The 15,487-nt window shown below is 60.8% G+C and carries 14 protein-coding genes; 2 read left to right on the forward strand and 12 right to left on the reverse strand.

Going from position 1 to position 15,487, the window contains the following annotated elements:
- Positions 1 to 16: 16 nt before the first annotated feature.
- On the forward strand, positions 17 to 1,174 hold the full coding sequence (locus DBY66_RS05675; protein WP_108569723.1) for a M20 aminoacylase family protein: 1,158 nt from the start codon (positions 17 to 19) through the stop codon (positions 1,172 to 1,174).
- A 48-nt stretch (positions 1,175 to 1,222) separates the two neighbouring features.
- Here DBY66_RS05675 and ybiB read toward each other — a convergent pair whose 3' ends face one another.
- The 4 genes from ybiB to DBY66_RS05695 all read right to left on the reverse strand — a co-directional run bounded on the left by ybiB (position 1,223) and on the right by DBY66_RS05695 (position 5,566).
- Entirely contained in the window at positions 1,223 to 2,191 is a 969-nt protein-coding gene (ybiB, locus tag DBY66_RS05680; RefSeq protein ID WP_039383385.1) for a DNA-binding protein YbiB, read from the reverse strand.
- Between the two features lie 71 nt (positions 2,192 to 2,262).
- Positions 2,263 to 4,398: an ATP-dependent DNA helicase DinG gene (dinG, locus tag DBY66_RS05685; RefSeq protein WP_108569722.1), complete on the reverse strand. Its 2,136-nt coding sequence runs from the start codon at positions 4,396 to 4,398 to the stop codon at positions 2,263 to 2,265.
- Positions 4,399 to 4,490: 92 nt separating this feature from the next.
- Positions 4,491 to 5,006: a GNAT family N-acetyltransferase gene (locus tag DBY66_RS05690; protein WP_108569721.1), complete on the reverse strand. Its 516-nt coding sequence runs from the start codon at positions 5,004 to 5,006 to the stop codon at positions 4,491 to 4,493.
- Complete coding sequence (locus DBY66_RS05695; protein ID WP_108569720.1) at positions 5,003 to 5,566, reverse strand: XRE family transcriptional regulator; 564 nt, start codon at positions 5,564 to 5,566, stop codon at positions 5,003 to 5,005. Before DBY66_RS05695 ends, DBY66_RS05690 begins: the two co-directional genes overlap by 4 nt.
- Before the next feature lie 151 nt (positions 5,567 to 5,717).
- Between DBY66_RS05695 and DBY66_RS05700 the strand changes: the two genes are divergently transcribed.
- A complete protein-coding gene (locus DBY66_RS05700) occupies positions 5,718 to 6,452 on the forward strand; it encodes a MerR family transcriptional regulator (protein ID WP_039385767.1) in 735 nt (244 codons plus the stop codon).
- Between the two features lie 169 nt (positions 6,453 to 6,621).
- On the opposite strand, the gene DBY66_RS05705 is transcribed toward DBY66_RS05700, so the two are convergent.
- The 8 genes from DBY66_RS05705 to DBY66_RS05740 all read right to left on the reverse strand — a co-directional run bounded on the left by DBY66_RS05705 (position 6,622) and on the right by DBY66_RS05740 (position 15,476).
- A complete protein-coding gene (locus DBY66_RS05705; RefSeq protein ID WP_104084692.1) occupies positions 6,622 to 7,356 on the reverse strand; it encodes an ABC transporter permease in 735 nt (244 codons plus the stop codon).
- Positions 7,353 to 8,288, reverse strand: a complete 936-nt coding sequence (locus tag DBY66_RS05710) for an ABC transporter ATP-binding protein (RefSeq protein ID WP_039383375.1) — start codon at positions 8,286 to 8,288, stop codon at positions 7,353 to 7,355. The genes DBY66_RS05705 and DBY66_RS05710 overlap by 4 nt, the downstream gene beginning before the upstream one ends.
- The gene (locus tag DBY66_RS05715; protein ID WP_108569719.1) at positions 8,281 to 9,447 is read right to left on the reverse strand and encodes an ABC transporter permease; all 1,167 of its coding nucleotides are present in this window, start codon (positions 9,445 to 9,447) and stop codon (positions 8,281 to 8,283) included. Before DBY66_RS05715 ends, DBY66_RS05710 begins: the two co-directional genes overlap by 8 nt.
- A 3-nt stretch (positions 9,448 to 9,450) precedes the next feature.
- Positions 9,451 to 10,359, reverse strand: coding sequence for an ABC transporter substrate-binding protein (locus DBY66_RS05720; RefSeq protein ID WP_108569718.1), 909 nt, complete (start codon positions 10,357 to 10,359; stop codon positions 9,451 to 9,453).
- 160 nt (positions 10,360 to 10,519) lie between these two features.
- Positions 10,520 to 11,053, reverse strand: coding sequence for an isopentenyl-diphosphate Delta-isomerase (gene idi, locus DBY66_RS05725; protein ID WP_039383369.1), 534 nt, complete (start codon positions 11,051 to 11,053; stop codon positions 10,520 to 10,522).
- Between the two features lie 202 nt (positions 11,054 to 11,255).
- The gene (locus DBY66_RS05730) at positions 11,256 to 13,151 is read right to left on the reverse strand and encodes a methyl-accepting chemotaxis protein (RefSeq protein WP_071669012.1); all 1,896 of its coding nucleotides are present in this window, start codon (positions 13,149 to 13,151) and stop codon (positions 11,256 to 11,258) included.
- Between the two features lie 207 nt (positions 13,152 to 13,358).
- Positions 13,359 to 14,468, reverse strand: coding sequence for a suppressor of fused domain protein (locus DBY66_RS05735; protein WP_108569717.1), 1,110 nt, complete (start codon positions 14,466 to 14,468; stop codon positions 13,359 to 13,361).
- A 129-nt stretch (positions 14,469 to 14,597) separates the two neighbouring features.
- The gene (locus DBY66_RS05740) at positions 14,598 to 15,476 is read right to left on the reverse strand and encodes an oxygenase MpaB family protein (protein ID WP_108569716.1); all 879 of its coding nucleotides are present in this window, start codon (positions 15,474 to 15,476) and stop codon (positions 14,598 to 14,600) included.
- Positions 15,477 to 15,487: the final 11 nt, after the last annotated feature.

Genomic DNA, 15,487 nt, shown 5'->3' on the forward strand with positions numbered 1-15,487 from the left:
AACGGAGCCCTCTGTTATGAGTCTGCCTGCTCTCCTGCTGGAAAATGCCCTTAACTGGCGTCATCAGTTACATCAACTGCCTGAGCTGGGCTATCAGGAACAGCAGACCAGCGAGCTGGTCGCCCGCGTACTGGAGCAGGCCGGGCTTCAGGTATTCCGCGGCATAGCGGGCACCGGCGTCATTGGTACGCTGGAGAACGGTCCGGGGCCGGTGATTGGACTGCGCGCTGATATGGATGCGCTGCCGATCACAGAAAAAGGCAGCGCGGAGTGGAAATCGACCCGGCCCGGCGTGATGCACGCCTGCGGTCACGACGGCCATACCGCTATTCTGCTGGCCGCCGCCTGCCAGCTCGCCGCCACGCGCGATTTCAGCGGCACCATCCACTTTCTGTTTCAGCCCGCCGAAGAGAACCTCGGCGGCGCACGCCGCATGGTAGAAGAAGGTCTTTTCTCGCGCTTCCCTATGGATGCCGTCTATGCAATGCACAACTGGCCCGGACTGCCGCTCGGCACGCTGGCGGTGAATCCGGGGGCGATGATGGCGTCGCTCGACTCCTTTGAGATCACCCTTTCCGGCCGCAGCTGTCATGCGGCCATGCCGGAAAGCGGCGCCGATCCGATGGTCGTGGCGGCTGAGCTGGTGCTGGCGCTGCAGACCATCCCTTCACGCCGCCTTTCGCCGCTGGCGTCCGCCGTGGTGAGCGTGACGCAGATCCACGGCGGCGAGGCGATTAACGTCATCCCGGAGCAGATCACGCTGCGCGGCACGGTACGCTGTCTGCAGCCGGAGGTGCGCGAGCGGGTGCGCGGCCTGATTGAAGAGTTTGTGACCGCGCTGCCGCGACCGTTTGGCGTCAGCGGTGACATTCACTGGTATCCCGGCTATCCGGTGACCGCAAATCACCCTGCCCCGGCACAGCAGGTGCGCGAGGTGGCGGAGCAGATGCTGGGGGACGCGCAGGTAAAATGGGCGTGCAGCCCGTCGATGGCGTCAGAAGATTTCGCCTGTATGCTGGAAGCCTGTCCGGGCGCCTACTTCTGGCTGGGCGCCGACGGCGAGGTGCCTTCTGCGCCGCTGCATAACGCCAGCTACGATTTTAATGATGCGCTGCTGCCGGTGGGGATTACTTTCTGGCAGAAACTGGTGGAGAGCGTACTGGCGAAACGCTGAGCCGCTGCCGTCTGCTAAACCGGGTGCGCAGCACGCCCTGCACCGCGCTTACATGCCCGCCTGCTGCAGCCTGATCTCAGCAGCAGATAAGTTTGCCGCTTCACCCGTTGCCACCAGGCAGCAGGCGAGCTGCAGCCGCAGCGACTGCGGCACGGCACGCGTGCCGTTCAGCACCTCATCACTCCAGCGCGCGGTGGTTTCAGCCTGTTTGTTCTCCGGCAGCGCTTCCACACGCTCCGGCTGCCGCTCAACCCAGATCTGCGCCTCACCCGCCGCGCCGGCAATATAGTTGATCGCCGGACAGCGCAGCGGACTGGCATATACCTCGCCTTCCGTGCCGTTGAGCAGAATAGCGGGCGCGTCTATCGCCTGGAAAAATGCGCCGACGCGCGGCACATATTCAGGATGCGACACGCTGGCAAGACGCAGCGCGGCGCGTTCGGCAAACGGCGTGGCCAGCTTTGCCAGCGTATGCGCGCTGTTGCGCACGCCCATCCGCCAGCGCAGCGCCAGCTGTCTGGCCACAGGCGGACAGAGGTTATCGATGGTGATAAACGCCAGCTCGCCGTTATCCAGCGCCGCCTGCGCCTGCGCGGCGGTCGTTACCGCCGCGATGCCTGATGCGGCAAGCACCGCTTCACTGGTTACGCGCGTGGCGTCTTCGCTGACACCGTGCAGCAGCACCGGAAAGCCCAGCTTTACCAGCAGCCGCGCCAGCAGCGGCGTCAGATTGCCCTGACGGCGCGCGCCGTTATAGCTGGGGATCACAATCGGCATCGGCCGGCCGGCCGGCGCCTGCAGCCGCAGCATACGCTGTTGCATGGCGTGATAGAAACCGCGCATTTCCGCTTCGCCTTCGCCTTTAATCCGCAGCGCAATCAGGATCGCACCCAGCTCCAGCTCCGGCACCTCGTCTGCCAGCATGGCGCTGTAGAGCGCCACCGCAGTGTCGAAATCGATATCGCGCGCATGGTTTTTACCGCGCCCGATCTCTTTAATAATTTTATTCAGTTCCATAGTTACGCTTCCTGCTTTCTGGGCGCGCCGCAGTGCGGCGGCCGGAACGAGTAGCCGCTCAGCGCGGCTACTCAGGCTTTTCGTTTGCGCCTGGCGCTTTTTTTCTCTTCCGGCACCGCAGGCTGCTCGATCGGAAACACCGGCAGCGCCGCCAGCAGCCGGCTACCGTAGCTTTTGCTGAGCAGACGGCGATCGTAGATCACAATCTCACCAAAACAGTGATGACTGCGGATCAGGCGCCCGACCTGCTGTATCAGCGTAAACGAGGCGCTGGGCAGGCTCTGGACTTCAAACGGATAGCGGCGCAGGCTTTTCAGCCACTCGCCTTCGGTCAAAATTACCGGACTGTCTACCGGCGGGAAAGCGATTTTATGAATATGCACCTGCGACAGCAGATCGCCTTTAAGATCGAGCCCTTCGGCAAACGACTGCAGGCCCACCAGAATGCTGCTGTTTCCTGCGGCCACCCGTTCGCGATGCAGCGTCACCAGCCGGGAGCGCGGCTGATCGCCCTGCACCAGCATCGTGAGACGCAGCTCCGGCAGCTGCGCAACAAACTGCTGCATCGCCCGTCCGCTGGCAAACAGCACCAGCACGCCTTTATGTTCCCCTTCCGCCATCTGCTGGCGGAAAAAGCGCGCCATTTCGGCGATGTGCTCAGCTTCGTTTGCCAGCAGCGGCTCATAGCGCATCTGCGGGATCACCAGCTTGCCCTGGTCGACATGATTGAACGGAGAATCGAGCGCCACGAAACGATCGCCCGCTTTCTCACTCAGTCCCGACATCTCCTGCAGGCGGCTGAAGCTGCTGAGCGAACGCAGCGTGGCTGATGTCACGACCACATGCGGAATTTTACGCCACAGCAGCTTCTCCAGCTGGTCGCTGACGCGGATGCCGGCGCAGTGAAACAGCAGGTGCGCCTGCCCCTCGCGCAGTTCACGCGTAACCCATTTAGAGACCGGCGCGTTTGAGGCTTTTTCCATCGCCGCCAGCCGCCAGAGTTTACTGATGGCTTCAAACCAGCCAAAGTGCCGGTTGAGCTGCAGAATCGCTTTATGCAGGCGCATAATATCCGCCTTACCGGTCTGCTCGCCCAGCTCATTCAGCAGCCCCTCACTCAGACCGCGCAGCGCGTCGCTAAGCTTAAACAGTCGCGCACAGAGCGTGAGCAGCGCTTCCGGCAGCTCCCCCAGCACAAAACGAAACTCACCCGGCTGATTATCGGGCGGCAGCAGCGGATTGAGCGCCTGACTCAGCGCCTGCAGCAGCTCGCGCATCTCTTCGCAGTGCTGTTTGAGCCGTTCAGGATTGGTCAGCGGCGGGGGCGATTTGGGGCGGAACTGCGCCATGATCGTCTCCACCAGCCGTATGAAGAGATCGAGCTGCAGCCCGCTCCAGCCTGGCGTGATCTCGGCGCTCATCTCCAGCGCGTCACGCGCCACTTCCGGCAGATGGTGGCCCTCATCCAGTATCAGCATCAGATGCTTTGCCGGCGGCAGCACCGACTCATTTTCCATAGCTGCCATTACCAGCGCATGGTTTGCGACGACGACGTCAGCCTGTTCAATCTCGCGCCGGGCGACAAAAAAGGGACATTCACGATACCAGCGGCAGTGGTGAGCCAGACAGTTGGCTTTATCGGTCGAGAGGCGCCGCCACAGGCTGTCATCGATCGCCTTCTCCGCGTGATCGCGCAGGCCATCCCATGTATGGCGGCTGAAATCTTTCTCCAGCCCGGAACAGATTTTCTGCTCCTCTTTTGAGCCGGTCACCGCCTCTTCATCCAGATAGAACAGCAGGTCGCCCTGCTGATCGTCGCTGGCGGCCAGCGCGGCCAGATTACGCGGGCAGACATAGCGTCCGCGGCCAAAGGCCGCCGTAAAGGTGAGATCGGGGATGATCTTTTTCAGCAGCGGGAGATCTTTGGTGAAAATCTGATCCTGCAGCGCCACGTTGGCTGTGCTGATCACCAGTCGTTTTTCATCGGCACGGCTTACCGCAATGCCGGGGATCAGATAAGAGAGCGTTTTACCCACGCCGGTAGGGGCTTCAATAGCCAGATGGCGCCCCTCATCGCCCGCCAGACTTTTTGCCACTTCGGCAATCATCTGGCGCTGCGGCGCGCGCGGGATAAAGTCAGGAACCTGCTGCTGCAGCGCCTTATACCATTGCGCAATCTGGCTTTTAATCGCTGCTGTCAGAGCCATAATTATTACTGTTGAGTTAATCCGGCCTGTATTTTTACACAGTAATCTGGCAGCGTCAGCCTCAGCGCATCTTTTTTCGCACCCGCTGCCCGTTACAGCAGTTTGTACATCAGGGTGGTCGCCTCCATAACCCCTTCCGTTGAGCAGGCATAGTGCGGTATCTCTCCGGCGCTCTGCCAGCCCAGAGAGAGATAGAGCTGGCTGGCCACGTCCCCGCTGCGGGTATCCAGCACCAGCAGCGTTTTTTTCTGCGCCCGGGCCAGCTCTTCCGCCTGCAGCATCAGCTGACGCGCAATGCCCTGCCGTCGCCGCTGCGGGTGCACGAGCAGCTTGCTGATTTCTGCGCGGTGATAACCATTAGGCATCGGGCTGCCGCTCAGTGTTACGGTCGCCACCGGGATCTGATCCTGCCAGGCCACCAGCAAAATATGACTTTCATCTGCCAGCGCAGCGGCTCTCGCCTGCCAGAAGCGCTCTATAACCTGCCGATCGCCGGCGTCGGTAAAGCCCACGCTGGCACCGTCTGCGACACAGGCCTGCAGCAGATCGCTCAGCGGAGCGATAGCGTGTGCTGCGCTGGCAGCAGTAAGCTGAGAAAACGCGATCATGGTTTGCATACCGCCAGAATATAGCGGGCGCCCGCTTGCGCATCGGCGCTGAAGGCGGAGCGTCCCGTCAGGTGAAAACGCAGGCAATCGCCGGCAGCCAGCGTCCAGCGCTGCTGCTCCATCACGATCGTTAAGCCGCCGCTCTGCAGCCAGATATGCTGCTCAAGCCCCTGAAGAGGAGGCGTGTCATAATAAATATGTGCGCCTGGCGGGAGTACCCCTTCAATCAATTCTGTTTTAAACTGCCTTGCAGGAGGAGAAAGGGTGCGACGCTGAAAGCCGCTATCGGGATCGCGCCAGCAGGTTTGCTGGTCAGCTTTTATCAGCAGCAGCGTCTCATCTTCGACCTCCTGCAGCAAACGTGACATTGTCACGCCATAGGCATGACATAACCGGTTAAGTAATGCGGCGGTAGGACTGGTCTCAGCGCGTTCAATGCGCGACAATGAGGCCCGGCTGATGCCCGTAGCCTGAGCGAGTTCATCCAGCGACCAGCCCTGCTGTTCACGAAGCTCAGCGAGCCGCAGCGCCAGCCGGTTATCCGTTTCAGTTACTGACATAGTGCCCTCTCAGATATGAGAAATTACTCTCTTATTTGAGAATTAACCGAAAATCGGGAAAAAACTCAAGTTGTACAATAAAATAAAGATTGTACAAGGCAGCCCCGACGGTTAAGGTGTTTTTATGCAGGTCGCAATATTTGAGGACATTATGGCCTTATACAGTATCGGCGATGTTGCCGAGCGCTGTGGAATAAACCCGGTAACACTTCGCGCCTGGCAGCGACGTTACGGTCTGTTAAAGCCTCAGCGCACCGAAGGTGGTCATCGACAATTTGATGATGAAGATGTTCAGCGTATCGAAGAGATTAAACGCTGGATAGAGAGCGGCGTGCCCGTCGGTAAAGTAAAAGCGCTGCTTGAGGGTGAAACGGTCAACGTGCACGACGGCTGGACTGCGCTGCAGGAAGAGCTGATGAGCGTGCTGCGCCACGTCCGCGCGTCAAAGCTGCGCACCAAGATTGCCACCATCGGTCGTGAGCATCCGATTGATGCACTGATCGATCACGTTTTTGTGCCGGTACGCCAGCGTCTGGGTCTCGATCAAAACACTGCCCGCACGATGTGCAGCCTGCTGGACGGCGCTATCATCGATTACGTCGCGTTTTGTCTGGCGGGTGCCCGCAAAAAACCAGGTAAAGATGCGCTGATTATCGGCTGGGCCGTGGAAGATCGCACCCGAATCTGGCTGGAAGCCTGGCGTCTGGCACAGCACGGCTGGCGCATGGATGTGCTGGCTGAACCGCTGGATATGCCGCGCCCTGAGCTCTTTCCGGGACAGCATCTGTTTATCTGGACCGGGAAACGGCCAACGCGGCGTCAGCAGGAGCAGTTTGAACACTGGCAGGCGCAGGGGTTTTCCATACAGATGCACGAACCGGCTTAATGTAAAACCGCACGTCAGGCCTTTTTCCTCTGCCGGGCGCGCGTTATCATGCCTGACTCACGGCATTAATCAGGTACTGCAATGAACTGGAATAAAATTTTTATCGGTACGCTGTTCGCCATCATGGCGATAGGCGGTATGGGTGGCATGATGCTGGTAGGCTACAGCCTTATTCTGCATACCCGGTAAACCAGCGCTGCACCCGCTCCAGCAGCCGGTCGCAGATCAGCGCCAGCAGCGCAACCAGTATGGCTCCCTGAATGACATAGGCGGTGTTAAAGCCGCTCAGACCAATGATAACGGGCGAACCCAGACTGGCCGCGCCTACCGTTGACGCGATAGCCGCAGTCCCGATATTGATCATCACCGATGTGCGTATACCCGCCATCATCACCGGCGCAGCCAGCGCCAGTTCAATCTGCCAGAGGCGCCGCCACGGCCCCATGCCAAGCCCGGTTGCGATCTCCCGGTTACTGGCCGGCACGCTCTCAATACCCGCCAGCGTCCCCTGCAATACCGGCAGTACGCCATAAAGAAACAGCGCGACAATTGCAGGCGTTGCGCCAAATCCCATCACCGGTACGGCAATCGCTAACACCGCAACCGGCGGAATGGTCTGTCCTGCCGCAGCCAGCGTCTCCAGCGTTGGCCGGAACGCCTCGCCAGCGCGGCGCGTGGCAAAAATTGCCCCGCCCACGCCCACAATCGTTGCCAGCAGAGTGCCGCTGGCGACCAGCCAGAGATGGGCCAGCGTCAGACGCCAGAAGCTCTCCTGCTGATAGAGCGGACGCTCCAGCCGGGGAAACCACCAGGCAAACAGCGCCTCACTGTGCGGTAATCCCCACAGCAGCAGTAAAAACAGCCCAATCAGCCAGCTAAGCGGCTCGCGTAACAGGCGCTTCATTGCGCCTCCCGCGGGCGCAGCAGATCGCTGAAATGCAACACGCCCACCCGCTGCTGCTGCTGATCCACCACCGGTAAGGTATCGGTCCCGCGTGCGATAAACTGCGACAGCGCTTCACGCAGCGACAGCGCAGCGGTAATCGGCTCGGCATCAACCCATTCGCCGCGGCGCGCCATGCTGCCCGCCTGCCCCAGCGCCAGCAGCCGCACGCCCAGCTCGCTGCGGCCAAAAAAGTTGCGGACAAAGTCGCTGGCGGGCTGCGTCAGCAGCGTAACCGGTGCGCCCTGCTGCACAATCTTACCGTTATCCATCAATACCAGCTGGTCAGCCAGCGTCAGCGCCTCATCAATATCGTGCGTCACCAGCACGATGGTGCGGCCGGTAAGCCGCTGAATGCGCAGCATCTCCTGCTGCAGCGCCTGGCGGTTTACCGGATCGAGCGCCCCGAAAGGCTCATCCATCAGCAGCAGTTCCGGATCGGCAGCCAGCGCGCGCGCTACCCCCACCCGCTGCTGCTGCCCGCCGGAGAGCTGATGCGGATAGCGGGTCGCCAGCCGGGGATCGAGATTCAGCAGCGCCAGCAGCTCTGCCACCCGTGCCGCAATTTTCTGTGCGGGCCAGCCCAGCAGCGATGGCACGGTGGCGATGTTTTTCGCCACGCTCCAGTGCGGGAATAAGCCGATTGACTGAATGGCGTAGCCGATGCGCCGGCGCAGTGCGCGGACGTTCATCTGGCCGATAGGCTCGCCCGCAAAGCGGATCTCGCCGCTGTCATGCTCCACCAGCCGGTTGATCATCTTCAGCAGGGTCGATTTACCGGAGCCGGATGTGCCGATCAGAACCGTAAAACTCCCCTGGCCGATCTGCAAAGAGAGATCGGAAATCGCCGTTTTACCGGCAAACTGTTTGCTCACGTTATGAAATTCAATCATCTTTTCTCTCCAGCAGCGCGGACAGCAGCCGCAGCAGCGCATCACAGAGTACCGCCAGCGCCACTACCGGGATCACCCCCAGCAGAACCAGATCCAGCGCGCTGCTCAGCAATCCCTGAAAGACGATAGCCCCGAAGCCGCCGGCACCAATCAGCGCCGCCACGACTGCCAGACCTACGGTTTGCACCACCACCACCCGCAAACCGGCAAGCCAGACCGGCAGCGCCAGCGGCAGCTCCGCCAGCCAGAACTGCTGTCCGGAACTCATGCCCATGGCGCGTGCGGTTTCGCGTACTTCAGGCGGCACCTGCTCCAGCCCGGCCACCACGCTGCGTACCAGCGGCAGCAGCGCATAGAGCACCAGCGCAATCAGCGCCGGCGCCATACCGATACCGCTGATGCCAAAACGGCCGAGTACGGGAAAATGTGCAGCCAGCCCGGCCAGCGGCGCGATAAGCAGCCCGAAGAGCGCCACAGAGGGAATGGTCTGGATAAGATTCAGCAGGCTGAATACCGGCCGCTGCCAGCCAGGACGGCGCGCAATGGCCAGCCCCAGCGGCACCCCCGCCAGCAGCACCGGCATCAGCGTACCGCAGACCAGCAGCAGGTGCTGGCTAAAGGCCGCATGGAACGTGGTGCTGCGGCTGGCATACTCTTTCAGCAGCGACAGCTGATCCAGCCAGCCGGTCAGTAAAAGCAGCAGCGGCAGCACGCCGGTCTGCAGATTCAGCAGAATGCGCCAGACAGCCTGCCGGCTTATTGCTCTGATCGCTTCTGCTGCCAGCAGCAGCGATAATCCGGCCGCACACCATAAACCGCTGCCAAACGCCGTGCGCGCCAGCGGCGAACTGCTGCGCGCCAGCTCGCTGGCACCGCTGCCGCCGAGGCCGATAAGCAGTGCAAACAGACCCTGCGCGCCCAGCAGGGTTAGCAGAGCCGTACGCCGGCCCGGCGGCCCGAACAGGCTCAGCCAGAGCAGCGCGATCGGCAGCGCCAGCCAGCCGGCGTGCGCAACCTGCCACACCATCAGCGGCTCGCCCGATACCAGCCGGTTAGCCGCAAAGCGCAGAAACGGCAGCGTCAGCAGCGTCAGCGTGATAAGCGCCGTCAGCAGCAGCGTGACCGGCTGGCGGCCGGGGCGCAGCAGCAGCTGTCGCACCTTTTACAGCAACTTGTTCTGCTGCAGCCACGCGATTGCGACCTGGCTGGCGTCCTGCCCTTCTACCGCAATCTGCGCATTAAGCTGCTGCAGCGTTTTTTCATCCAGCTTGCTGAACACCGGCTGCAGCCACTCTGCCATCTGCGGATACTGCTTCAGTACCGCTTCACGCACGACCGGCGCCGGCGCATAGATTGGCTGTACGCCTTTGGGATCGCTCAGCGTCTGCAGACCCAGCGCCGCGACCGGGCCATCCGTTCCGTACGCCATCGCCGCATTGACGCCAGAGGTTTTCTGCGCCGCGGCTTTAATGGTGACCGCCGTATCGCCGCCTGCCAGCGAAAGCAGCTGCGACTGATTGAGTTTGAAGTTATACGCTTTTTCAAACGCCGGCAGGGCATCACCGCGTTCAATAAATTCCGCAGAGGCAGCCAGTTTGAACGTGCCGCCCTGTTTCAGATACGCGCTGAGATCGTCAAGCGAGTTCAGCTTATTCTGCTGCGCCACGTCGCCACGCACGGCGATGGTCCAGGTGTTATTGGCGGGTGCCGGCGTCAGCCAGATAAGATGATTCTTCTCTGCATCGAGCTGTCTGACTTTCTCATAACCCTGCTGCACATTTTTCCACGCGCTCGCTTTTTCATCGTTAAAAAAGAAAGCGCCGTTGCCGGTATATTCCGGATAGATATCCAGCTCGCCCGCGACGATGGCACCGCGAACAACCTGCGTATTGCCGAGCTGAATTTTGTTGACGGTTTTGACCCCGTGCTTATTGAGCACCTGCAGAATAATATTGCCCAGCAGCGAGCCTTCTGTATCGATTTTCGACCCGACCTTGACCGCATCGGCGGCGTGCGCCGCGCCCATGCTCAGCGACAGGGCAATCAGCCCCAGTAACCCCTGTTTAATCATGATGTTTTCCTTATGCCCTGTTTAGCACCCGGTGATAAACAAGCGTAGCCTGGCGCAGCAGGCGACGGGAAAAAAGCGCAGATTTTACGTCTGTTTTGTTAAGCCGGGCAAAAATTGCCCCGCACAGAAGGCGCGAGGTGTGTCCGGAGAGAGGGGCGTGTCAGGCGGTGAGGCGAAAGTCACCCAGCGTATGCGGAATACGCGGGAAGGTGTGCAGAAACCATGGCGTAAACTGTTCCGGCTCGGTCTCCATCTGCTGCTGGATCTGCCCGACTGAACGGTAGCACCAGGCGTCCGCTTCTTCCGGGTTCAGCACCGGCTCTTCATCGCTGATGGCAAAGAAGACGTGTCCATACTCATGTTCAATCAGGCCGTTACTGAGCGGCAGGTTGTAGCTCAGCTCAAATACCGGCGTCAGCGCCAGGTTCAGTCCCATCTCTTCACGCAGACGGCGCTCAGCGGCATCGAGCGTCGGCTCCTGCGGAAACGGATGACTGCAGCAGGTATTACTCCAGAGTCCGCCGCAGTGGTATTTGCTGCTGGCACGCCGCTGCAGCAGCAGCTCATGACGCGAATTAAACACGTAAACCGTTACTGCGCGGTGCAGTAAGCCTTTTTCATGCACTTCCAGCTTTTCCATCTTGCCGGTGGGACGATCGAGGTGGTCAACAAGAATAACTTCTATGGCAGGCATGAGGGCTCCTTCAGAAAAATCCCTGCTATTGTACACAATCGCCGTGGCAGCAGCGGAGAAAAAGGCGCACGTTTCGTGCGCTGGCGCGGTAAAAAATAAGCTTAGCAGGCATAATCTGAATCGGCGAAGAAGAAGGTATGCAGAGGTAAAGCACAATGAGATTGCGGCAGCCTGTAAGCCGCCGCAATAGTGATGAGTGCGGTTATAGTCTGAAGCTCTGCACCACCTGTTCCAGCTGCACGCTCTGCTCCTCCATTGCACGCGCGGCTGAAGAGACCTGCTCTACCAGCGCGGCGTTCTGCTGCGTGCTGCCATCCAGCTGCGTGATCGCGACGTTAACCTGATCGATACCCATGCTCTGCTCACGGCTGGCGGACATAATTTCGCTCATCAGGGTGGTGACGCTGCTGACGCCCTGCATCAGCTCATCCATGGTCTGTCCCGCCTGCTCAACCAGCTGGCTGCCGGTATCAATATTTGCCACTGACTCTTCAATCAGCTTTTTAATCTCGCGCGCTGAGTTAGCTGAGCGCTGCGCAAGGTTGCGTACTTCTGAGGCCACCACCGCAAAACCGCGCCCCTGCTCTCCGGCGCGCGCCGCTTCAACCGCCGCGTTCAGGGCCAGAATGTTGGTCTGAAACGCGATGCTGTCGATGACGCTGATGATATCGACGACTTTACGCGATGAGTGGTGGATCTCCCCCATAGTGGTCACGACCTGACGCACCACTTCACTGCCGCGCGCCGCCACGGTGGCTGCGCCGTCAGCCAGCTGATTAGCGTGGGTGGCGTTATCGGCGTTTTGGCGCACGGTGCCGGTCAGCTCCTCCATTGAGGCTGCCGTCTCGACAATGGAGCTGGCCTGCGATTCGGTGCGCGCAGAGAGATCGGCGTTGCCGCTGGCAATTTCGCGCGAGGCCGCCGTGATCGCCAGCGCGCTGTCGCCCACCTGACGCATCAGCCCCTGCAGGTAGCTGATGAACTGGTTAAAGCTCTCAGCCACGGCGTTAAATTCCGGGCTATTGCTGGCAGGCAGGCGCTGTGTGAGGTCGGCGCCGCCGGTTGAGAGTGCTTCAATATTTTTGTGCAGCACGCCCAGACGCTTCATCATTGCGCGGACAAAGCCCAGCGATACCAGCAGCAGAATAATAGCCAGCGGGATCTGTACCACGCCCAGCCGCGTCAGCATACTGTGCGTCTGTGCATCCAGCAGGCTGGAGGGGACGTCGCTGGCGAGATACCACGGGCTGCCGGGGATCGCCTGCAGGAACAGCGTATGCTCACCATCCTCACCGCTAAACGTTGTCTGCGCCGGCTCGCTCCCCGCCTGCGTCAGCAGCGACTTCAGCGCAGTGGCCATCGGCAGCCGGGTATCGCTCAGGTTTTCCAGCTTTGGCGCACCGTCCAGCAGCGCCGCGTTCCCGACCACTTTGCCATCCGCTTCAACAATCAGCACGCGGCCTTTAATGGCGTCACCCATCTGCTTCGCCAGCTGATTAAAAAAGCCCAGCGTGACATCGATTGTGGCGACGCCCCAGACGCTGCCGTCGCGATAGATAGCCATCGCACAGTTGGTACGCGGCTGCGGGCTGGCCGCATCCTGATAGGCTTTGGCCCAGGCGCACTGCCCTTTTGCTGCCGCCATACCCGCTTTGTACCACGGCTGCTCCCAGTACTTATCGGCCGCATCGGAGTTCCAGTAAGTATTGACCTGCAGCTGATTGCTGGCGTTGCGCGCAAAGAAGGTGCTGTCTTTCTCTTTTGCCGGATCGCGCCGGTTCGGCAGCGGCCAGATCCCGCCGCCAAATACGTTGCTGTCCTGGTACTGGTTTACCAGCGCCGGCAGCAGCGTTTCTATCGTTGCGCTCTCCATCACGCCCGCTGCTTCCGTTATCGCCCGCTGCTGCGCCTGAACCCGGTTCATCTGTTCAACAATGCGTCCGGCCAGACCATCAACTTCATAGCGCACCAGGCGGCTCTCATTCTGACTCAGCTGCGGTGCGATAAACTGATTGATCACCAGTACAGTGACCAGCATCAGCACAACAAAAAATGCGACCAGCGTCGCGGTGAAACGGGATTGTGTCGTTTTAAACATTCGGATGCCCTTACCCTGGTTGGCGAGTTGCCTGATCGAGGTTAACGGCGTGTTAATGGGGAACTTGAGAGGCGCGGGATCACAAAAAAAGCAAATAGTTGAATCGGGTGACTATTTTTACAGGGTAGGAATAACCGGCGATAAGCAGAGCGGAGAATTGCCTGCCTGGAGACAGCGCGCCCCTCTTCACAGAAGAAGGGCGGGCGTTTACTGAGGCGGCGCCACCACCTCCTGACGCGGGCGGAAGATATGGCTGTTGCCCTCCGCCAGCAGCCGCTGAAGCAGCTGCTGTCCGCCCTGTTCATCCGACTGCGCAAAGTGGCGTTCCGCTTCGGTGATCGGCGTCGCCCAGAGCAGTTCCGGCCGATCGCCGTCGCGCTTCGGCAATCGCAGCGACACCGCCTCCGGTGCCAGCGCGTTAGCCAGCAGAAAGCTTTCAAAGCCGACCGGCGCCACTTCAGATGCCAGCGTATGCCCTTCGCCAATCCACGTCAGCCGCGCCCACGGCAGATGGGCAAACTCAGCCAGCGCGCTCGCCATCTGCACCGCGTTGGCCTCGGTCATCACCTCGCCATCTACCGCCAGCGCCAGCTCAACCCGCCGGTACTGGGGAGCCAGCTCTTCAAACAGATAATCGACCTGCGGCATCGGACGAATGCTCATTCCCAGCGTGACAAAATACCAGACGCCGTTATGCCAGTGCTGAGAAAGCGCCATCGGCGGCCAGCTGCCCTGATCGATAGCGTAATATTTGACCGACTCACCCCACCGCGCCTGGAAGACCTGCAGCATTTCATGCTGAATTTTTTCCCACTGCTGGTCGTCGTGCCAGTCGCGCCAGAAGTGACGCTGCTGCTCAGCACGCGCATAGTATTCATTGGTGGAGGCGGAACCCAGCGGCGCCGTCAGGCGGTTTTTCCTGATACAGCCGGCTGAGAAGCTGACCTGTTTGCTCTGATAGAGGCTCCAGCCGGGGATCACCGCCAGCAGCTGGCCGTAGTACCACAGGGCAGCACCGGTATCATCCGGCTCCCACAATACCTGCAGGCCTGCGGGATCGAGCATCGGCTCCGCCTCCAGCGTGCGGCAATACTCTGCGCTCAGCAGCGGCGCGATCCCCTGCTCCATCGCTTCGCGATCTTCCTCTGCCGGTGCCGGCAGAAGGTTGCGCAGCCAGCAGCCGCGAACAGCGTACTGGCTGCGAAACAGGTCGTTGGGCCAGATATAAAAATAGGCGGTGCGCGCATCCTGTTCGACGATCGCGGTTAAAGTATGTTGCTGATTCGGCACCTCAGCAATCAGAGGGTAACTGGTCATAACGCCTCGACAATGCCTGGAGGGATCCATTTTCCCCGAGAATAGAGCAGGATCGGCACTCGCGCCATGTGAGACAAGGGTAAAACTCTCAAAGTGCGGCTGCGCTCGCGCTGAGCGTCTGGCTTTGCTTCAGCGGTAGCGGGCGTCACGCCCCATACGCTGCATCGCCCGTGACCAGGCGCCGCGCTGTATCGACCAGCGCAGCAGGCGCGCCAGCAGCAGCATCTGCCGGTCGGTGCGCCACTGCGTCAGCGGGCTGACCGGGCGCTGCAGCTGCTGCTGTGCCCACGCCGGCAGCAGACCGATCCCCGCCTGCAGCATGGTGCGCATTGCCGGTCGCGCCTGCCAGCCGGGTGCCGGCGCATTCATCAGCAGCGCCATCATCTCCTGCGTGCGCGCATCAAAACAGAGCTCCGGACGTATCGCCTGCAGATAGTGCTCAACGTCGGTGACGCTGCACGGCACCTGCTCTGCGCCCAGCGCAATCGCCACCTGCGCCGCCTCCTGATAGTAGCGATCCTGCTCAGCCCGGCTGAGCGCCGGGTTTTTATAGCGCAGATGGGCCGCCAGAAAACGGCTGGTTTCCGCCACGTGCACCCAGGTCAGCAGATGCGGATCGCTGGCCGCGTAAGGATTACCGTTGCTGTCCGTGCCGCTGACCTGCAGATGGATGCGCTTCACCCGCTCAATCAGCGTCCGGGCATCGGCACTGTTGCCAAAGGTCGTTACGGCGATGAACTGGCTGGTGCGGCGCAGCCGGCCGAGCATATCCTGACGGAAGCTGGAGTGATCCCAGACCCCGGCCAGCGCCGCCGGATGCAGCATCTGCAGCATCAGGGCGCTGATACCGCCGCAGAGCATCGCCGGAAAATCACCGTGGATGCGCCAGATAGTGGAGTCGGGGCCGAACAGGCCGGGATCGCCGGGGGGCTGTGAGAGGTCAAACTCGTTGAGTGCCAGCCCGTTAAGGCGAAAGATCTGCTGTTCAATGCGATTGCGAAGCGTCATGGTGGCGTGGT

The sequence above is a fragment of the Pantoea sp. RIT413 genome, from assembly GCF_003057675.2.
Classification (GTDB): Bacteria; Pseudomonadota; Gammaproteobacteria; order Enterobacterales; family Enterobacteriaceae; genus Pantoea; species Pantoea eucrina.